The organism is Terrabacter sp. 2RAF25 (assembly GCF_052115265.1).
Taxonomy (GTDB): domain Bacteria; phylum Actinomycetota; class Actinomycetes; order Actinomycetales; family Dermatophilaceae; genus Terrabacter.
Genome location: NZ_JBFRGJ010000013.1, coordinates 1 through 17613 on the forward strand (window position 1 = coordinate 1; position 17613 = coordinate 17613).

12 protein-coding genes and 3 rRNA genes are annotated in these 17613 nt (G+C 66.9%); 7 read left to right on the plus strand and 8 right to left on the minus strand.

Going from position 1 to position 17613, the window contains the following annotated elements; translation table 11 throughout:
* Positions 1-407 precede the first annotated feature (407 nt).
* The 4 genes from AB4091_RS20975 to AB4091_RS20990 all read left to right on the plus strand — a co-directional run bounded on the left by AB4091_RS20975 (position 408) and on the right by AB4091_RS20990 (position 6963).
* Positions 408-1930: ribosomal RNA gene (locus tag AB4091_RS20975) — 16S ribosomal RNA — on the plus strand.
* 346 nt (positions 1931-2276) lie between these two features.
* A 23S ribosomal RNA gene (locus AB4091_RS20980) occupies positions 2277-5406 on the plus strand.
* A gap of 79 nt (positions 5407-5485) precedes the next feature.
* Positions 5486-5602 (plus strand): 5S ribosomal RNA (gene rrf, locus AB4091_RS20985).
* Together the 16S, 23S and 5S rRNA genes form the textbook arrangement of a ribosomal RNA operon.
* Before the next feature lie 185 nt (positions 5603-5787).
* Entirely contained in the window at positions 5788-6963 is a 1176-nt protein-coding gene (locus AB4091_RS20990; RefSeq protein ID WP_442294679.1) for an adenosine deaminase, read from the plus strand.
* 87 nt (positions 6964-7050) lie between these two features.
* Here AB4091_RS20990 and AB4091_RS20995 read toward each other — a convergent pair whose 3' ends face one another.
* From AB4091_RS20995 to deoC, 5 genes are read right to left on the minus strand one after another with little or no spacing between them, the layout of a single operon-like run.
* Positions 7051-7746, minus strand: coding sequence for an aspartate/glutamate racemase family protein (locus tag AB4091_RS20995; protein WP_442294681.1), 696 nt, complete (start codon positions 7744-7746; stop codon positions 7051-7053).
* On the minus strand, positions 7743-8381 hold the full coding sequence (locus tag AB4091_RS21000; protein ID WP_442294683.1) for a uridine kinase family protein: 639 nt from the start codon (positions 8379-8381) through the stop codon (positions 7743-7745). The genes AB4091_RS20995 and AB4091_RS21000 overlap by 4 nt, the downstream gene beginning before the upstream one ends.
* A gap of 34 nt (positions 8382-8415) precedes the next feature.
* Positions 8416-9303: an aldehyde dehydrogenase family protein gene (locus tag AB4091_RS21005; RefSeq protein WP_442294685.1), complete on the minus strand. Its 888-nt coding sequence runs from the start codon at positions 9301-9303 to the stop codon at positions 8416-8418.
* Positions 9300-10772 (minus strand): aldehyde dehydrogenase family protein, encoded by a 1473-nt coding sequence (locus AB4091_RS21010; protein WP_442294687.1) that lies wholly within the window; start codon positions 10770-10772, stop codon positions 9300-9302. Before AB4091_RS21010 ends, AB4091_RS21005 begins: the two co-directional genes overlap by 4 nt.
* Before the next feature lie 59 nt (positions 10773-10831).
* The gene (gene deoC / locus AB4091_RS21015) at positions 10832-11818 is read right to left on the minus strand and encodes a deoxyribose-phosphate aldolase (protein WP_442294689.1); all 987 of its coding nucleotides are present in this window, start codon (positions 11816-11818) and stop codon (positions 10832-10834) included.
* 55 nt (positions 11819-11873) lie between these two features.
* Here deoC and AB4091_RS21020 point away from each other — a divergent pair, with 55 nt between their 5' ends.
* A complete protein-coding gene (locus AB4091_RS21020; protein WP_442294691.1) occupies positions 11874-12515 on the plus strand; it encodes a PH domain-containing protein in 642 nt (213 codons plus the stop codon).
* A 72-nt stretch (positions 12516-12587) separates the two neighbouring features.
* Here the strand turns inward: AB4091_RS21020 and AB4091_RS21025 are convergent, their stop codons facing one another.
* Positions 12588-14273, minus strand: a complete 1686-nt coding sequence (locus AB4091_RS21025; RefSeq protein WP_442294693.1) for a phospho-sugar mutase — start codon at positions 14271-14273, stop codon at positions 12588-12590.
* Complete coding sequence (locus tag AB4091_RS21030) at positions 14273-15106, minus strand: purine-nucleoside phosphorylase (protein ID WP_442294695.1); 834 nt, start codon at positions 15104-15106, stop codon at positions 14273-14275. Before AB4091_RS21030 ends, AB4091_RS21025 begins: the two co-directional genes overlap by 1 nt.
* 90 nt (positions 15107-15196) lie before the next feature.
* Between AB4091_RS21030 and AB4091_RS21035 the strand changes: the two genes are divergently transcribed.
* Entirely contained in the window at positions 15197-16609 is a 1413-nt protein-coding gene (locus AB4091_RS21035) for an NAD(P)H-quinone dehydrogenase (RefSeq protein WP_442294697.1), read from the plus strand.
* Positions 16610-16637: 28 nt separating this feature from the next.
* On the opposite strand, the gene AB4091_RS21040 is transcribed toward AB4091_RS21035, so the two are convergent.
* Positions 16638-16859, minus strand: coding sequence for a hypothetical protein (locus AB4091_RS21040; protein ID WP_442294699.1), 222 nt, complete (start codon positions 16857-16859; stop codon positions 16638-16640).
* 112 nt (positions 16860-16971) lie between these two features.
* On the opposite strand from AB4091_RS21040, the gene AB4091_RS21045 reads away from it, so the two are divergent.
* Positions 16972-17589, plus strand: a complete 618-nt coding sequence (locus tag AB4091_RS21045) for an antitoxin (protein ID WP_442294701.1) — start codon at positions 16972-16974, stop codon at positions 17587-17589.
* The last annotated feature ends 24 nt before the right edge of the window (positions 17590-17613 follow it).

The following is a 17613-nucleotide window of genomic DNA, read 5'->3' on the forward strand; positions in this document are numbered from 1 at the left end:
GGTCCGAAGCACACTGGTTCGTCCGGTAGGCTTTGGTGGGTAGGAACCGCTGACACCAAGCGGGTTGAATCTGGACGGTCTGAAGGCTGGTTCGCGGGTTTGACTCCCAAGCTTGAGGCGGGTAAGTTTGAAGGGTTGCCCCGGAGGCCTCCTCGGTGAGGTGGTTGATGGTGTGTGTCCGATTCTTGAGAACTCAACAGCGTGTCAAAAATCGATGCCAATTACCTCGTCTCGAGGCTGGCTCGGGCTGCCCGTGTGGGTGGTTTGGGTTGGTTTTGGAACGAATTATCCTTTGGWTGAATTGAACTTCTAGCTTTTTGAGCTGGTTGTTCGACTTCAGTCAGGTTTTCGGACCCTTCTGGGTTCAAAGTGTGCTCGGGCGTTTTTCGCGTTCGGGTGTTTGAACATCAACGGAGAGTTTGATCCTGGCTCAGGACGAACGCTGGCGGCGTGCTTAACACATGCAAGTCGAACGGTGACGATCAAGCTTGCTTGGTCTGATCAGTGGCGAACGGGTGAGTAACACGTGAGTAACCTGCCCCAGACTCTGGGATAACCCCGGGAAACCGGAGCTAATACCGGATATGACACCAACCTGCATGGGTATGGTGTGGAAAGTTTTTCGGTCTGGGATGGACTCGCGGCCTATCAGCTTGTTGGTGAGGTAATGGCTCACCAAGGCGACGACGGGTAGCCGGCCTGAGAGGGCGACCGGCCACACTGGGACTGAGACACGGCCCAGACTCCTACGGGAGGCAGCAGTGGGGAATATTGCACAATGGGCGAAAGCCTGATGCAGCGACGCCGCGTGAGGGATGACGGCCTTCGGGTTGTAAACCTCTTTCAGCAGGGAAGAAGCGCAAGTGACGGTACCTGCAGAAGAAGCACCGGCTAACTACGTGCCAGCAGCCGCGGTAATACGTAGGGTGCGAGCGTTGTCCGGAATTATTGGGCGTAAAGAGCTTGTAGGTGGTTTGTCGCGTCTGCTGTGAAAATCCGAGGCTCAACCTCGGACTTGCAGTGGGTACGGGCAGACTAGAGTGTGGTAGGGGAGACTGGAATTCCTGGTGTAGCGGTGGAATGCGCAGATATCAGGAGGAACACCGATGGCGAAGGCAGGTCTCTGGGCCATTACTGACACTGAGAAGCGAAAGCATGGGGAGCGAACAGGATTAGATACCCTGGTAGTCCATGCCGTAAACGTTGGGAACTAGGTGTGGGTCTCATTCCACGAGATCCGTGCCGCAGCTAACGCATTAAGTTCCCCGCCTGGGGAGTACGGCCGCAAGGCTAAAACTCAAAGGAATTGACGGGGGCCCGCACAAGCGGCGGAGCATGCGGATTAATTCGATGCAACGCGAAGAACCTTACCAAGGCTTGACATACACCGGAATCACTCAGAGATGGGTGCGTCTTCGGACTGGTGTACAGGTGGTGCATGGTTGTCGTCAGCTCGTGTCGTGAGATGTTGGGTTAAGTCCCGCAACGAGCGCAACCCTCGTTCTATGTTGCCAGCACGTCATGGTGGGGACTCATAGGAGACTGCCGGGGTCAACTCGGAGGAAGGTGGGGATGACGTCAAATCATCATGCCCCTTATGTCTTGGGCTTCACGCATGCTACAATGGCCGGTACAAAGGGCTGCGAAACCGCGAGGTGGAGCGAATCCCAAAAAACCGGTCTCAGTTCGGATTGGGGTCTGCAACTCGACCCCATGAAGTCGGAGTCGCTAGTAATCGCAGATCAGCAACGCTGCGGTGAATACGTTCCCGGGCCTTGTACACACCGCCCGTCAAGTCACGAAAGTCGGTAACACCCGAAGCCGGTGGCCCAACTGTTTACAGAGGGAGCCGTCGAAGGTGGGACTGGCGATTGGGACTAAGTCGTAACAAGGTAGCCGTACCGGAAGGTGCGGCTGGATCACCTCCTTTCTAAGGAGCAGTCATTWATGGCAGCCCGGTCTGTCCCCGAGTGTGGGGCAGCGGGTGCTCAAGGGTGGAACATCGATTATTTGGCGCCGACCTGGTCGCTTTTCTCAAGTACAAGCTGGTAACAGCAGTGGAACGAGGGGGTGGCGGGGGAGGTGCCTGACACGTTGTTGGGTCCTGAAGGATCGGACGACACGCGCTGGGCCCGGTTGATACCGGGTTCTTCGTGTGTGYCGGCTGGTTTCTTCTGGTCGTGGGCCCTACCGAACATTCGAGCTGGTCTCGGGTGGGGTGTGGGGTGCCGGTTGTATTTTGAGAACTTCACAGTGGACGCGAGCATCTTTGTAGTGTTCAAGTTTTTAAGGGCACACGGTGGATGCCTTGGCACCAGGAACCGAAGAAGGACGTAGGAATCTGCGATAAGCCTCGGGTAGTCGATAACCAGACTGTGATCCGAGGATTTCCGAATGGGGAAACCCGGCTGGAGGCAAGTCCAGTCACCCGCACCTGAATATATAGGGTGTGTGGAGGGAACGTGGGGAAGTGAAACATCTCAGTACCCACAGGAAGAGAAAACAACAGTGATTCCGTGAGTAGTGGCGAGCGAAAGCGGATGAGGCTAAACCGGGCGTGTGTGATAGCTGTCAGGCGTTGCACGTTCGGGGTCGTGGGACCCGCCATCCAGTGCTGACATGCTGGTAGGGAGTAAGAAATCTGCGTCATAGTCGAAGAGCATTGAATGGCTCGGCACAGAGGGTGCGACCCCCGTAGACGAAATGGTGTGGACTCCCGGTGGATTTCCCAAGTAGCACGGGGCCCGAGAAATCCCGTGTGAATCTGGCAGGACCACCTGCTAAGCCTAAATATTCCCTGGTGACCGATAGCGGACAAGTACCGTGAGGGAAAGGTGAAAAGTACCCCGGGAGGGGAGTGAAATAGATCCTGAAACCGTGTGCCTACAATCCGTTGGAGCCTCCCGCCGTTGGGCGTGTGGGGTGACAGCGTGCCTTTTGAAGAATGAGCCTGCGAGTTAGTGCTCAGTGGCGAGGTTAACCCGTGTGGGGAAGCCGTAGCGAAAGCGAGTCCGAATAGGGCGACCATAGTCGCTGGGTCTAGACCCGAAGCGGAGTGATCTACCCATGGCCAGGTTGAAGCGCAGGTAAGACTGCGTGGAGGACCGAACCCACTTAGGTTGAAAACTGAGGGGATGAGCTGTGGGTAGGGGTGAAAGGCCAATCAAACTCCGTGATAGCTGGTTCTCCCCGAAATGCATTTAGGTGCAGCGTCACGTGTTTCTTACCGGAGGTAGAGCTACTGGATAGCTAATGGGCCTCACCAGGTTACTGACGTTAGCCAAACTCCGAATGCCGGTAAGTGAGAGCGTGGCAGTGAGACTGCGGGGGATAAGCTCCGTAGTCGAGAGGGAAACAGCCCAGATCACCAGCTAAGGTCCCTAAGCGTGTGCTAAGTGGGAAAGGATGTGGAGTTGCTGTGACAACCAGGAGGTTGGCTTAGAAGCAGCCACCCTTTAAAGAGTGCGTAATAGCTCACTGGTCAAGTGATTCCGCGCCGACAATGTAGCGGGGCTCAAGCACACCACCGAAGCTGTGGCATTGACATACTGCTCGGCACCGACACCTGCGGGTTCGGTGTCCAGGCGTGTTGATGGGTAGGGGAGCGTCGTGTGGCCAGGGAAGCGGCGGTGTGAACCAGCCGTGGAGGCCACACGAGTGAGAATGCAGGCATGAGTAGCGAATGACGGGCGAGAAACCCGTCCGCCGAATAACCAAGGGTTCCAGGGTCAAGCTAATCTGCCCTGGGTAAGTCGGGACCTAAGGCGAGGCCGACAGGCGTAGTCGATGGACATCCGGTTGATATTCCGGAACCGGCGAAGAACCGCCCATGATGAACCCAGTGATGCTAAGTGCCTGAAGCACGCCCACCGGACCTTCGGGTCCATCGGGTGTGTGGAGCGCACGACCCGATCTGGTAGTAGTCAAGCGATGGAGTGACGCAGGAAGGTAGCCTCCGCGTGGCGATGGTTGTCCACGTCCAAGGGTGTAGGGCGCGATCCAGGCAAATCCGGATCGCATGAAGCCTGAGACCTGATAGTGACCGCGAATGCGGGAAGAGGGTGATCCTATGCTGCCGAGAAAAACTTCTAGCGAGGTTCGAGCCGCCCGTACCCCAAACCGACTCAGGTGGTTAGGTAGAGAATACCAAGGCGATCGAGTGAATCGTGGTTAAGGAATTCGGCAAAATACCCCCGTAACTTCGGGAGAAGGGGGGCCCTGATCGTGACGACACAAGCTGTCTGAGCGTGATCGGCCGCAGAGACCAGGGAGAAGCGACTGTTTACTAAAAACACAGGTCCGTGCCAAGTCGCAAGACGATGTATACGGACTGACGCCTGCCCGGTGCTGGAACGTTAAGGGGACCGGTTAGCCTCACGGCGAAGCTGAGAACTTAAGCGCCAGTAAACGGCGGTGGTAACTATAACCATCCTAAGGTAGCGAAATTCCTTGTCGGGTAAGTTCCGACCTGCACGAATGGCGTAACGACTTCTCCACTGTCTCAACCACGAACTCGGCGAAATTGCACTACGAGTAAAGATGCTCGTTACGCGCAGCAGGACGGAAAGACCCCGGGACCTTTACTACAGCTTGGTATTGGTGTTCGGTACGGCTTGTGTAGGATAGGTGGGAGACTGTGAAGCCGTCACGTCAGTGATGGTGGAGTCAACGTTGAAATACCACTCTGGTCGTTCTGGATATCTAACCTCGGTCCGTGATCCGGATCAGGGACAGTGCCTGGTGGGTAGTTTAACTGGGGCGGTTGCCTCCTAAAAGGTAACGGAGGCGCCCAAAGGTTCCCTCAGCCTGGTTGGCAATCAGGTTTTGAGTGTAAGTGCACAAGGGAGCTTGACTGTGAGACAGACATGTCGAGCAGGGACGAAAGTCGGGACTAGTGATCCGGCGGTGGCTTGTGGAAGCGCCGTCGCTCAACGGATAAAAGGTACCCCGGGGATAACAGGCTGATCTTGCCCAAGAGTCCATATCGACGGCATGGTTTGGCACCTCGATGTCGGCTCGTCGCATCCTGGGGCTGGAGTAGGTCCCAAGGGTTGGGCTGTTCGCCCATTAAAGCGGTACGCGAGCTGGGTTTAGAACGTCGTGAGACAGTTCGGTCCCTATCCGCTGTGCGCGTAGGAAACTTGAGAAAGGCTGTCCCTAGTACGAGAGGACCGGGATGGACGAACCTCTGGTGTGTCAGTTGTTCTGCCAAGAGCACCGCTGATTAGCTACGTTCGGAAGTGATAACCGCTGAAAGCATCTAAGCGGGAAGCACGTTTCAAGATGAGGTTTCCAGGCCCGCAAGGGCGAGAGGCTCCCAGCTAGACTACTGGGTTGATAGGCCGGATGTGGAAGCACAGCAATGTGTGGAGCTGACCGGTACTAATAAGCCGATAACTTGACTTACAAAGATGCTACGCGTCCACTGTGCGGTTCCCGAGATACAAACGGGAACACACCCACTGAATTGATATCTCCATAGAGTTTCGGCTGTCATAGCGAAGGGGAAACGCCCGGCTCCATTCCGAACCCGGAAGCTAAGCCCTTCAGCGCCGATGGTACTGCACTGGTGACGGTGTGGGAGAGTAGGACGCAGCCGGACACACTTTTCGACCACGACGGCGGCACGATCGAGGTCGGTGCCGGCCAGTCGGTCCTCACCCGCGGTGGTGAGCGCATCCGCTACTCGTGCGGACCCGACGGGGCCGAGTACGTCGCCGTGTGCCTGCCCGCCTTCAGCCCCGACACCGTCCACCGTGACGACGACGAAGCCGTGGAGCAGGGGCAGTGAGCATCCCCGCGTACGAGGACGTCGAGCTGCTGGAGCGTGCACCCAAGGTCCTGCTGCACGACCACCTCGACGGTGGCCTCCGGCCCCAGACCATCCTCGAGCTCGCCCGGGACTGCGACTACGACGGGCTGCCCGAGTCGACCGCTGAGTCCCTCGGCACCTGGTTCCGTGAGAGCGCCGACTCCGGCTCGCTGCCCCGCTACCTCGAGACGTTCGACCACACCCTGGCGGTCATGCAGACCCGCGAAGGGCTCTTCCGGGTGGCGAGCGAGTGCGCCCAGGACCTCGCTGCAGACGGAGTCGTCTACGCAGAGAGCCGCTACGCACCCGAGCAGCACCTCACCCGCGGCCTGACCCTCGAGGGGGTCGTGGAGGCCGTGAACGCCGGCCTGCGCGACGGCGAGGCCAGAGCGGCGGAGGCAGGTCACCCGATCCGCGTCACCTCACTGCTCACCGCGATGCGCCACGCGGCGAAGTCCACAGAGATCGCTCAGCTCGCGATCCACTACCGCGACGAGGGAGTGTCGGGGTTCGACATCGCCGGCGCCGAGGCCGGCTACCCACCCACCCGACACCTCGACGCCTTCGAGTACCTCCAGCGCGAGAACTTCCACTTCACCATCCACGCCGGTGAAGCCTTCGGGCTGCCCTCCATCTGGCAGGCCATCCAGTGGTGTGGTGCCGACCGCCTCGGCCACGGTGTTCGCATCGTCGACGACATCACCATCGACGGCTCGCCGTTCGCCGAGTGGCTCGAGGGCAACAAGGACGACCCCGCTGCCCTGACCACCCTCGAGCTCCAACGCGTACGCCTGGGGCGACTGGCGGCATACGTGCGCGACAAGCGCATCCCGCTGGAGATGTGTCCCAGCAGCAACCTGCAGACGTCGGCGGCCCGGTCGATCGCCCTTCACCCGATCACCCTGCTCCGTCGACTGCGCTTCCGCGTCACCCTCAACACCGACAACAGGCTGATGAGCGGCACGTCGATGAGCCGCGAGGCGGCCCTGCTGCGCGACGAGGCAGGCTGGACCCTCGAGGACCTGCGCTGGGTGACGATCAACGCGATGAAGTCGGCCTTCATCCCGTTCGACGAGCGGCTGGCGCTCATCGACGGGGTCATCAAGCCCGGCTACGCCGAGCTCGGCTACGAGGTGCCTCCGATCGGCTGACCACGCGGAGGCAGCCCCGGGGGGAGCGCGCGCACCGCGAGCCCTCCGGGACCGCCACCTCTGGGGTGCCCGCCCTCGTCAGCCCGCTCAGTCGGCTGCGAGGGCAGCAGTGACTGCGGCCTCGACGTGCAGGCGGGTCGTCGGGAAGACCGGCACCGCGGAGTCGGACTGGTCGACGAGGAGCTCGATCTCGGTGCAGCCGAGGATGATGCCCTCGGCGCCTGCGGCCACCAGCCGTCCGATGACCTGGCGGTAGGCCTGCCGGGACTCCTCGCTCACGACGCCGAGGCACAGCTCCTCGTAGATGACGCGGTGCACGAGCGCCTGGTCGTCCGCTTCGGGGACGAGCACGGTGAGCCCGTGGCCGGCCAGTCGCTCACGCAGGAACGGTTGCTCCATCGTGTAGGCGGTGGCGAGCAGGCCGACCCGTGACAGGCCCGCCCCTCGCACGGCCGCGGCCGTGACGTCGCCGATGTGGAGCAGGGGGATCGACACGGCCTGCTCGACGGCGTCGGCCACCTTGTGCATCGTGTTGGTGCAGATGAGCAGCAGCTCTGCGCCACCGGCCTCGAGACCCGCTGCGGCTGCCGCGAGCAGCTCGCCGGCGTCGTCCCAGCGGCCCTCGGCCTGCAGTCGCTCCACCTCCGCGAAGTCGACGGAGTGCAGCAGCAGACGGGCGGACGACAGCCCGCCGACGCGCTCTCTCACGAGCTCGTTGGCGAGCCGGTAGTACTCGGCGCTCGACTCCCAGCTCATCCCGCCGAGCATCCCGACGAGCTTCACCGCCCGGCGCCTGCCCCGAGGAGCGCGCCGAGCTCGGCCTCGGCCTCGCGTGGGTGGACGCAGCGGGCCCCGTCGGCCCTGGCGCGGGCGATCACCGAGGGCTCGTCGCGCCACAGGGTGAGGCCACGACGCAGGAGGATGTGAGGCGGCTTGCGCCGCTCGGACAGGTCGCGCACGAACCTCCGAAGGGCCGTCAGCGTGCGGTTCTGGCGGACGCACAGCGCCTCGGCGAGCAACCCCTCGGCGCGCAGGGGTGCCACGAGGCGGCCGGCGAAGAGCCCCTCGGCCAGCACATAGTCGTGCGCACGCGCCGTCACGGTGTGCCGTCCGGTCACCGCCGAGGCGCCGATGTCGTAGACCGGCACCTCGACCGAACCGTCGTCGACGAGCGAGCGCAGGGCGGCGACCGCTGCCCCGGCATCCCACGAGTCGGGGTGGTCCCAGTCGGCGATGCCGAGCGGGGATCGGGGCAGGGCGGGGTCGCTCGCCTCGCGGTAGAAGTCATCGAGACGCACGACCGGCCAACCGTGGGCGGCGTGGAGCCGCGCCGAGAGCCTGCTCTTGCCCGACCCGCTCGGACCGGTCAGCAGGATGACGCGTCGCCGACCGCCCGACCCGTCGCCGACCGCGGACACGTGGCGTCCTCCCTGCTCGCTCCGCATCCGCGGCTCAGAGGCCCTTGGGGTGCCAGACCGTCTTCGTCTCGACGAACGCCTTGATGCGGCCGAGGCCGGGGTCGGTGTTCCAGTCGGGCTCGACGGGCTGTCCGTCGACCACCGTCGGGCGGTAGACGCGCTTGAGGTTGCCGGCTGCCTCGGCCTCGAGGGCGGCCCAGTCGACGCCCTCGGCGCCGGCCACGCCGGTGAGGTCGATGGCGTTGACGTCGCGGTGCGCAGCGAGCCACGAGGCGACCTCGGCCGTGCGGGCCGTGATGATGTTGACGACGCCGCCGGGCACGTCGGAGGTGGCGAGCACCTCGCCGAGGGTGACGGCCGGGAGCGGCCGGTCTGCAGACGTCACGACGACGGCAGTGTTACCCGCGGCGATGACCGGCGCGATGACCGACACGAGCCCAAGGAGCGAGGAGCCTTGCGGGGCAAGGATGCCCACGACACCGGTCGGCTCGGGTGCGGAGACGTTGAAGAACGGTCCGGCGACCGGGTTGAGGTTGCCGAGCACCTGGGCGATCTTGTCGGTCCAGCCGGCATACCAGACGACGCGGTCGATCGCGGCGTCGACGACGGCGTTCGCCGCGCGCGCCGACAGCCCCTCGCTCGCGGCGACCTCGTCGACGAACTGGGCACGACGCCCCTCGAGCACCTCGGCCACGCGGTAGAGCACCTGGCCACGGTTGTAGGGCGTCGCGCCGGACCAGCCGGCCAGGGCCGAGCGTGCCGCGACCACGGCGTCACGGACGTCCTTGCGCGAGCCCATCGAGGCGTTCGCGAGGAACTCGCCCTTGGCGGACACGATCTCGTAGGAACGGCCCGACTCGCTGCGCGGGAACTCGCCGCCGATGTAGAGCTTGTAGGTCTTGCGCACGTCGAGGCGGCTCATCGGGCGGCTCCCGTCAGGGTTGCAGGGGCGGTGGTGACGTAGGCCTCGAGGCCGTGGCGGCCACCCTCGCGGCCGTAGCCCGACTCCTTGTAGCCGCCGAACGGCGACGTCGGGTCGAAGCGGTTGAAGGTGTTGGCCCAGACGACACCGGCCTTGAGCTGGTCGGCCATCCAGAGGATGCGCGAGCCCTTCTCCGTCCAGACACCGGCGGAGAGGCCGTACGGGGTGTTGTTGGCCTTCGCGACCGCCTCCTGGGGCGTGCGGAAGGTCAGCACCGACAGCACCGGGCCGAAGATCTCCTCGGTCGCAACGCGGTGCGTCTGCGAGACGCCGGTGAGCACGGTCGGGGGGAACCAGAATCCCTTTGCGGGCAAAGAGCATTCGGGGCTCCAGCGCTCGGCGCCCTCGGCGACGCCCGCCTCGACGAGCGCGGTGATGCGGTCGAGCTGGGCCTTGCTGTTGATGGCGCCGAGGTCGCTGTTCTTGTCCATCGGGTCGCCGACCCGGAGGGTGCCGAGGCGCCGCTTGAGCTTCGCGATGACCTGGTCGTGGACGTTCTCCTGCACGAGCAGGCGCGAGCCGGCGCAGCAGACCTGGCCCTGGTTGAAGAAGATGCCGTTGACGATGCCCTCGACGGCCTGGTCGATGGGGGCGTCGTCGAAGACGATGTTGGCGGCCTTGCCGCCGAGCTCGAGGGTCGCCTTCTTGGACGTGCCGGCGATCGAGCGGGCGATCATCTTGCCGACCTCGGTGGAGCCGGTGAAGGCCACCTTGTCGACGTCGGGGTGCTCGACGAGCGCCTGACCGGTGCGGCCGTCACCCGTGATGATGTTGACGACGCCCGCGGGCAGGTCGGCCTGCTGGCACACCTCCGCGAAGAGCAGCGCGGACAGCGGGGTGGTCTCGGCGGGCTTGAGCACCACGGTGTTGCCGGTCGCCAGGGCCGGGGCGATCTTCCACGCGAGCATGAGCAACGGGAAGTTCCAGGGGATGACCTGGCCCACGACGCCGTGCGGGCGGGGGGCGTCGGCGCCCGAGGCGGACAGGCCGGCATACTCCAGCTTGTCGGCCCAGCCTGCGTGGTAGAAGAAGTGCGCGGCGGCGATCGGCACGTCGACGTCGCGGGTCTCCTTGATCGGCTTGCCGTTGTCGAGGGTCTCGAGGACGGCGAACTCGCGGGCGCGCTCCTGCAGGATGCGGGCGATGCGGAAGAGGTACTTGCCGCGCTCGGCGCCGGACATCCTGCCCCACACGCCCTCGAAGGCGCGGCGGGCTGCGGCGACGGCCTTGTCGACGTCCTTGGGGCCGGCCTGGCTGACCTCGGCGAGCACCGTCTCGTCGGCCGGGTTGATCGTGGCGAAGGTGGCCTTGGGGCGGGTGAAGGCGCCGTCGACGAAGAGTCCGTAGGACTTCTCGATCGTGACGATGGCGCGTGACTCCGGCGCCGGGGCGTACTCGAACGTGGGCATCAGGGTGTCTTTCTTGAGCTCAGTCTGTGCAGTCAAGGCGGTCGGCTGACGGGTGTCCGTCAGTCGATGGTCACGTAGTCGGAGCCCGAGTAGGCACCGGTCGCGAGCTTCTGACGCTGGAGGATGAGGTCATTGAGCAGGCTCGAGGCGCCGAACCGGAACCACTGCGGGCTCATCCAGTCGTCGCCGGCGATCTCGCTGACCATGACGAGGTACTTGATGGCGTCCTTGGTGGTCTTGATGCCACCGGCCGGCTTGACGCCGACCTGAACGCCGGTGAGCTCGCGCCAGTCGCGGACCGCCTCGAGCATGATGAGCGTGGCCGGCAGGGTCGCCGCCGGCTGCACCTTGCCGGTGGACGTCTTGATGAAGTCGCCACCCGCGAGCATCGAGAGGTAGGAGGCCCGGCGCACGTTGTCGTAGGTGACGAGCTCGCCGGTCTCCATGATCACCTTGAGGTGCGCGTCGCCACAGGCCTGCTTGACCTCGGCGATCTGGTTGAAGACCGTGAGGTAGTCGCCGGAGAGGAACACGCCACGGTCGATCACCATGTCGATCTCGTCGGCGCCGGCCTCGACGGCGTCACGCGTGTCGGCCAGCTTGACCGGCATGCTCGCGCGGCCCGACGGGAACGCCGTCGCGACCGCGGCGACGTGGATGCCGCTGTCGCCGAGAGCCGCCTTGGCCGTCGCGACCATGTCGCCGTAGACGCAGATGGCGGCCGGTCGGGGCGTCGTCGGGTCGAGGGCGTCGGGCACGAGCGCCTTCGCGCACAGCGACCGGACCTTGCCGACGGTGTCTGAGCCCTCGAGCGTGGTCAGGTCGATCATCCCGATGGCCGTGTCGATGGCCCAGGCCTTGCTGGTGGTCTTGATCGACCGGGTGCCCAGCGACGCGGCGCGGCCCTCGCAGCCGACCTGGTCGACGCCGGGCAGGCCGTGGAGCCACGAGGTGAGGGCAGGGTTCGTCAGGCGCGACACCCCGAGGACGTCACGCGCCTGGGCGGTGAGTTCCTGCGCGGAGCGCGTCGTGGTGCTAACAGTCACCACGGGAGTCTATCCACCATTCGAGACGGGCCGTGACCCGTGAGAGAGTGCCACCGTGAGTCCCGAACCACAGCCCGCAGGGCCGACCGGGCCGGCTCCTGACGCCGGCACCCCAGAGCGCCGCACGCTTCGGCCCGGCTCGTCCGTCGTGGTCGGGGCGCTGACCGGGCTGGCCGGTCTCGGGCTGCTCGTGCCCGTCCTGCTGACGTCTCCCCGCAGCTGGTCGCTGATCTCGGCCATCGTGCTCGCGCTCGTGCTCGTGTGGCTCTTCGTCGTGCGCCCGTGCGTCGTCATCCACGCCGAGGGCGTCCGCGTCGTCAACCCGATGCGCACCACCGAGCTCACGTGGCCGGTGATCACCGAGGTGCGCTCCCGCTGGGCTCTCGAGCTCGTCGCCGAGGGCGCCCGCTACACCGCCTGGGGCGTGCCGGCCGATCCTGGCCGGCCCCGCTACGGCCGTGGCCTGCTGACCTTCAGCGCGAACCGGGTGCGCGGCCGCGGCACGTCGGAGCTGCCGGCCACCTCGAAGGTCCAGGCCCAGGTGGTCGCGGCGGAGATCGAGGAGCGCATCGCCGCCGACCGCAGGCGCAAGGACGGCCGCACCCCTCGCATCGCGACGCGCGTGTGGGACCCCGTCTCGGTCGGTCTGCTGCTGGCCGCGGCCGCCTTCTTCGTCATCGCGACGTTCGTCGTCTGACGGCAGCTCCTCGAGAGGCCCGTCGGGCGCCGTGACGTCGTCACCGCCGGGTGGAGGCGAGGACGACCGCCGTCACAGCGACGTCAGGCGTTCCATGTCCGCGCGCACGTCGGCCAGCCGCGTCTCGGCAACGGCCTTGGACTCACCCAGACCGGCGGCGTCGGCCACCGGCTCGATGACCTCGAGGTAGACCTTCACCTTCGGCTCGGTGCCGCTGGGCCGCACGATGATGCGGGAGCGATCGGCCAGGTGGTAGCGCAGGCCCTCGGTCGGCGGGAGGCCGCCGTCGCCGCGGGCGAGGTCGTCGGCCCGGGTGACCTCGATGCCCGCCACCACCGTGGGCGGCTCGTTGCGGAGCCGGCCCATCAGCGCCTCCGTCTGGGCGAGGTCCGAGACCCGCACCGAGAAGGAGTCGGTGGCGTGCACGCCGTGCTCGACCGCGAGGTCGTCGAGCAGGTCGGTGAGCGTGCGACCTTCGGCCTTGAGGGTCGCGGCGAGCTCAGCGAGCAGCAGCGCGGCACTGACGCCGTCCTTGTCGCGCACGAGCTGGGGCGCGACGCAGTAGCCCAGGGCCTCCTCGTAGCCGTAGCGGAGCCGGCGCACGCGCGAGATCCACTTGAAGCCGGTCAGGGTCTCCTCGTGAGCGAGCTTGGCCGCCTTGGCGATCGACGCAAGCAGCCGCGAGGAGACGATCGAGTTGGCGAAGACGTCGCGGCGTGAGACGCCACGCCGCACGACGTGCGCCCCGAGCAGGGCACCGACCTCGTCGCCGCGCAGCATGCGCCAGTCGCCGAGGGCCGGGTCGAGCACCGCCGCCGCGCACCGGTCGGCGTCGGGGTCGCTCGCGATGACGAGGTCGCATCCCGTCGCGCGGGCCCGCGCGAGCGCGAGGTCGATGGCGCCCTTCTCCTCGGGGTTGGGGAAGGCGACGGTCGGGAAGTCGGGATCGGGCACGGCCTGCTCGTCGACGGCGACCGGCGCCGGGAACCCGGCCCGGACGAAGGCGGCGTGCACGGTGCCGTGGCCGACGCCGTGCAGGCTCGTGTGCACGACGCTGATGTCGCGAGGCGAGTCGGGGTCGACCACGGTGGCGACCGCGTCGACGTAGCTCTCGAGGAGGTTGTCGCCGAGCGTCTCCCAGCCCTCGGCCGCGCGGGGCACGTCGGCGACCCGTTCGACGCGGCCGATGTGGGCCGCGATCTCGCCGTCGGCTGGAGGCACGATCTGGCTGCCGTCGCCCAGGTAGACCTTGTAGCCGTTGTCCTGGGGTGGGTTGTGGCTGGCGGTGACCATGACGCCGGCGTCGGCGCCGAGGTGCCGGATCGCGAAGGCGAGGACCGGGGTGGGCAGCGGCTGGGGGAGCAGCAGGGCGCGCCCGCCGGCACCGACGACGACCGCCGCGGTGTCGCGGGCGAAGACGTCGGAGTTGTAGCGCGCGTCGTAGCCGATGACGACCGTCGGGTGCTCGCCCGCGCCGCCCTCGGCGCACAGGTAGGCCGTGAGGCCGGCCGCCGCACGGATGACGACGCTCCGGTTCATCCGGTTCGGGCCCGCGCCGAGCGCCCCGCGCAGCCCAGCGGTGCCGAACTCGAGCAGGCCCGACATCCGGTCAGCGAGGTCGGCCCCGGCCTCGGCGTCTCCGTCTGTGGCGCGCGTGAGCAGCGCATCGAGCTCGGCCCGGGTGGTCGGGTCGGGGTCGTCGTCGCGCCAGGCCCGCGCGGCGGCATACATGGTCTCGGTGGTGTCCACGGTCGTCATCACAGGCGCCCCACGACGGCCGCGAGCAGGCGCCCGCAGCGTTCGGCGGCGAGCTGACCGGCCTCGAGCACCTCGTCGTGGCTCAGCGGGGTCTCGGAGATGCCCGCGGCGAGGTTCGTGACGAGCGAGATCCCGAGGACGTCGAGGCCGCTCTGGCGTGCGGCGATGGCCTCGAGCGACGTCGACATGCCCACGAGGTCGCCTCCGATGACCTTGGCCATCTGCACCTCGGCCGGCGTCTCGTAGTGCGGACCGCGGAACTGGACGTAGACGCCCTCGTCGAGTGCCGGGTCGACCTCGCGGGCGATGTCGCGCAGCCGAGGCGTGTAGAGGTCGGTGAGGTCGACGAAGTTCGCACCTTCGACGGGGGAGTGCGCCGTGAGGTTGATGTGGTCGCGGATGAGCACCGGAGTGCCCGGCGACCACGCGGGATTGAGCCCGCCACAGCCGTTCGTCAGCACGATCGTCGAGCAGCCGGCGGCCTTCGCGGTGCGCACGCCGTGGACGACCGCCCGCACGCCGCGGCCCTCGTAGAAGTGGGTGCGGGTGCCGAAGACGAGTGCCCGACGACCGGTGTCGCCGATCGCAACCGACCGCATGCTGCCCGAGTGGCCGACGACGGCGGCCTTGTGGAAGCCGGGCACGTCGGCGTTGTCGACGGTCGCGAGGGTCTCGCCGATGAGTTCGGCCGTCTGCCCCCAGCCGGAACCGAGCACGAGCGCCACGTCGTGGCGCTCGGCTCCTGTGCGCTCGGCGATCACGGCGGCCGCGTCGGCGGCGACGGCGAACGGGTCGGTGGAGGGGTCGTTGAGGTCACGTGAGGAGCTGTTCACGATGTGGACTCTAGCGAGGTCGCCCGGGGCGACGCACCGGTCCCGCTCGGGCCCGGAGCCCTGCCTCGGCGTCGTCCGAGGGATGGTTGGATGGAACCCGTGATCACGCGCGAGACATCCGTTGTCATCATCGGCGGCGGCCCCGGCGGCTACGAGGCGGCCCTCGTCGCCGCCCAGCTCGGCGCCCAGGTCACCATCGTCGAACGCGACGGGCTCGGCGGCGCTGCGGTGCTCACCGACTGCGTACCGAGCAAGGCGCTCATCGCGACCGCCGACTACATGTCCGACTTCGAGACCGCCTCGCACCTGGGCGTGCGGCTCCAGGACGACGACGGCGACGAGGTGTCCGACGCCGTCGCCCAGGCCCACACCGTCAACGGCCGCATCCTCGAGCTGGCGGCCGCCCAGAGCGCCGACATCCAGGGGAGCCTCGAGCAGGTCGGCGTGACCGTGCTGCGCGGCACGGCCCGGGTCACCGCTCGCGAACGGGTGGTCGCCGAGCTCGCCGACGGCTCGACCCAGGAGCTGACCGCCCACGTCGTGCTCGTCGCCACCGGGGCCGCGCCCCGCGTCATGGACACGATGCGCCCCGACGGCGAGCGCATCCTCACGTGGCAGCAGATCTACTCGCTCGCGGAGCTGCCCGAACGGATCATCGTCATCGGGTCCGGCGTCACCGGGGCCGAGCTCGCTCAGGCCTACCTCGGCCTCGGCTCCCAGGTCGTGCTCGTCTCCTCACGGGACCGCGTGCTGCCCGGCGAGGACGCCGACGCCGCCACCGTCATCGAGGACGTCTTCCGCAAACGCGGCATGGAGGTGCTCAACAAGTCGCGCGCGGCATCCGTCGAGCGCACCGCCGACGGCGTCGTGGTGACGCTCGTCGACGGACGCACCGTCCGCGGCAGCCACGCGCTGCTGGCGGTCGGGTCGGTGCCCAACACGGCCGGCATGGGCCTCGAGGAGGTCGGCGTGGAGCTCAGTCCCTCGGGCCACATCCAGGTCGACCGCGTCTCGCGCACCAGCGTCGGCGGCATCTACGCCGCCGGAGACTGCACGGGCGTGCTGCCGCTCGCCTCCGTCGCCGCCATGCAGGGCCGCATCGCCATGTGGCACGCCCTCGGTGACGCCGTCGCACCGCTCAACGTCCGTGGGGTCGCTGCCAACATCTTCACCGAGCCCGAGATCGCGACGGTCGGCATCAGCCAGGGCGCCGCCGACGAGTCACCCGACGTCGAGTCGGTCATGCTGCCCCTCGCCCGCAACCCGCGGGCCAAGATGCAGGGCATCTCCGACGGCTTCGTCAAGCTCTTCTGCCGCAAGGTCTACGGCACGGTGCTCGGCGGCGTCGTCGTCGCGCCCAAGGCCTCCGAGCTCGTCTTCCCGGTCGCGCTCGCCGTGCAGAACCGCCTCAGCGTCGACCAGGTCTCCAGCACCATCACCGTCTACCCGTCGCTCTCCGGCTCGATCGCCGAGGCGGCACGTCAGCTGCACCAGTCCGACTGAGCTGCAACGGCATACGCCGGTCTGGCTGTCAGGGCGTCTGCTCGGGGGGCCGCGGTCCGTCCGGCTGCTCGCGCTCGAGCTCGGCCCGCCGGTCCTCCTCGGCCCACCGCTCCTTGCGCCGGCGCGACACCACCTCGCGCAGCTTCTTCTGGAGCGGGTAGACGACCGCTGCCACGACGAGCAGGATGATCAGGTTGGTCGCCGAGAAGGTCGGCTGGTTCGACGTCGCAGTGGCAAGGGTCGCAAGCACATGAGAAGTGTGCCAGAGGCGTAACGTCGGGCCCGTGGCGGCGTCGCCGGCACGTCAGGGGAACGCGCCGTCGCGGCAGCGCCCCTGACTGGTCTGACCGTGGAGGCACGCAGTGAGCGACTGGATCGACAAGGCCAAGGACTTCATCAAGGGCCACCCCGACCAGGCCGAGCAGGGGCTCGACAAGGCCGAGGAGATCATCAACGAGCGGACCGGTGGCAAGTACGCCGACCAGCTCGACAAGGGCGCCGATGCCGTACGCGAACAGCTGGGTCTGCCTGCTGACGACGCCACCCAGCCTCCCGCCACGCCGACGCCGCCGCCGGCTCCCGCGCCCGGCCCCGGCCCCGCGCCGACGCCCGAGCCTGCGCCGACGCCCGAGCCAGCGCCCACGCCCGAACCAGCGCCGACGCCTCAGCCTGCGCCGACGCCCGAGCCGGCCCCGACGCCGGGTCCGGCACCGGTCCCGGGTCCGCCTCCGGGACAGCCGGCACCGTCGCAGCCCTCGCCTCCCGTCAACCCCAACGACCCCGCGCCGGTCGACCCGCAGCTGCCCGGCAGCCCGGGTCCGTCCGAGATCCCGCCCGGCGGCGCACCGGCCGGTGAGCAAGACCTCCCGGGGCTGCCCGACCAGAGCGGGCCCGGCACCGAGAGCGGTGCCGGGAACGACAGCAGCGCCGGCGACGCGGGCGGTGGCGACATCACGCTGGGCGACCCGCCCCGGAACTGATCCCGGCCGCGCCGACACGACGAG

What these genes read in the sequence shown, in the direction of transcription:
- AB4091_RS21005 (WP_442294685.1), bottom strand. Translation starts at nt 9,303, where the DNA reads ATGAGCCGCCTCGACGTGCGCAAGACCTACAAGCTCTACATCGGCGGC.
- AB4091_RS21010 (WP_442294687.1), bottom strand. Translation starts at nt 10,772, where the DNA reads ATGCCCACGTTCGAGTACGCCCCGGCGCCGGAGTCACGCGCCATCGTC.
- AB4091_RS21025 (WP_442294693.1), bottom strand. Translation starts at nt 14,273, where the DNA reads ATGACGACCGTGGACACCACCGAGACCATGTATGCCGCCGCGCGGGCC.
- AB4091_RS21035 (WP_442294697.1), top strand. Translation starts at nt 15,197, where the DNA reads ATGGAACCCGTGATCACGCGCGAGACATCCGTTGTCATCATCGGCGGC.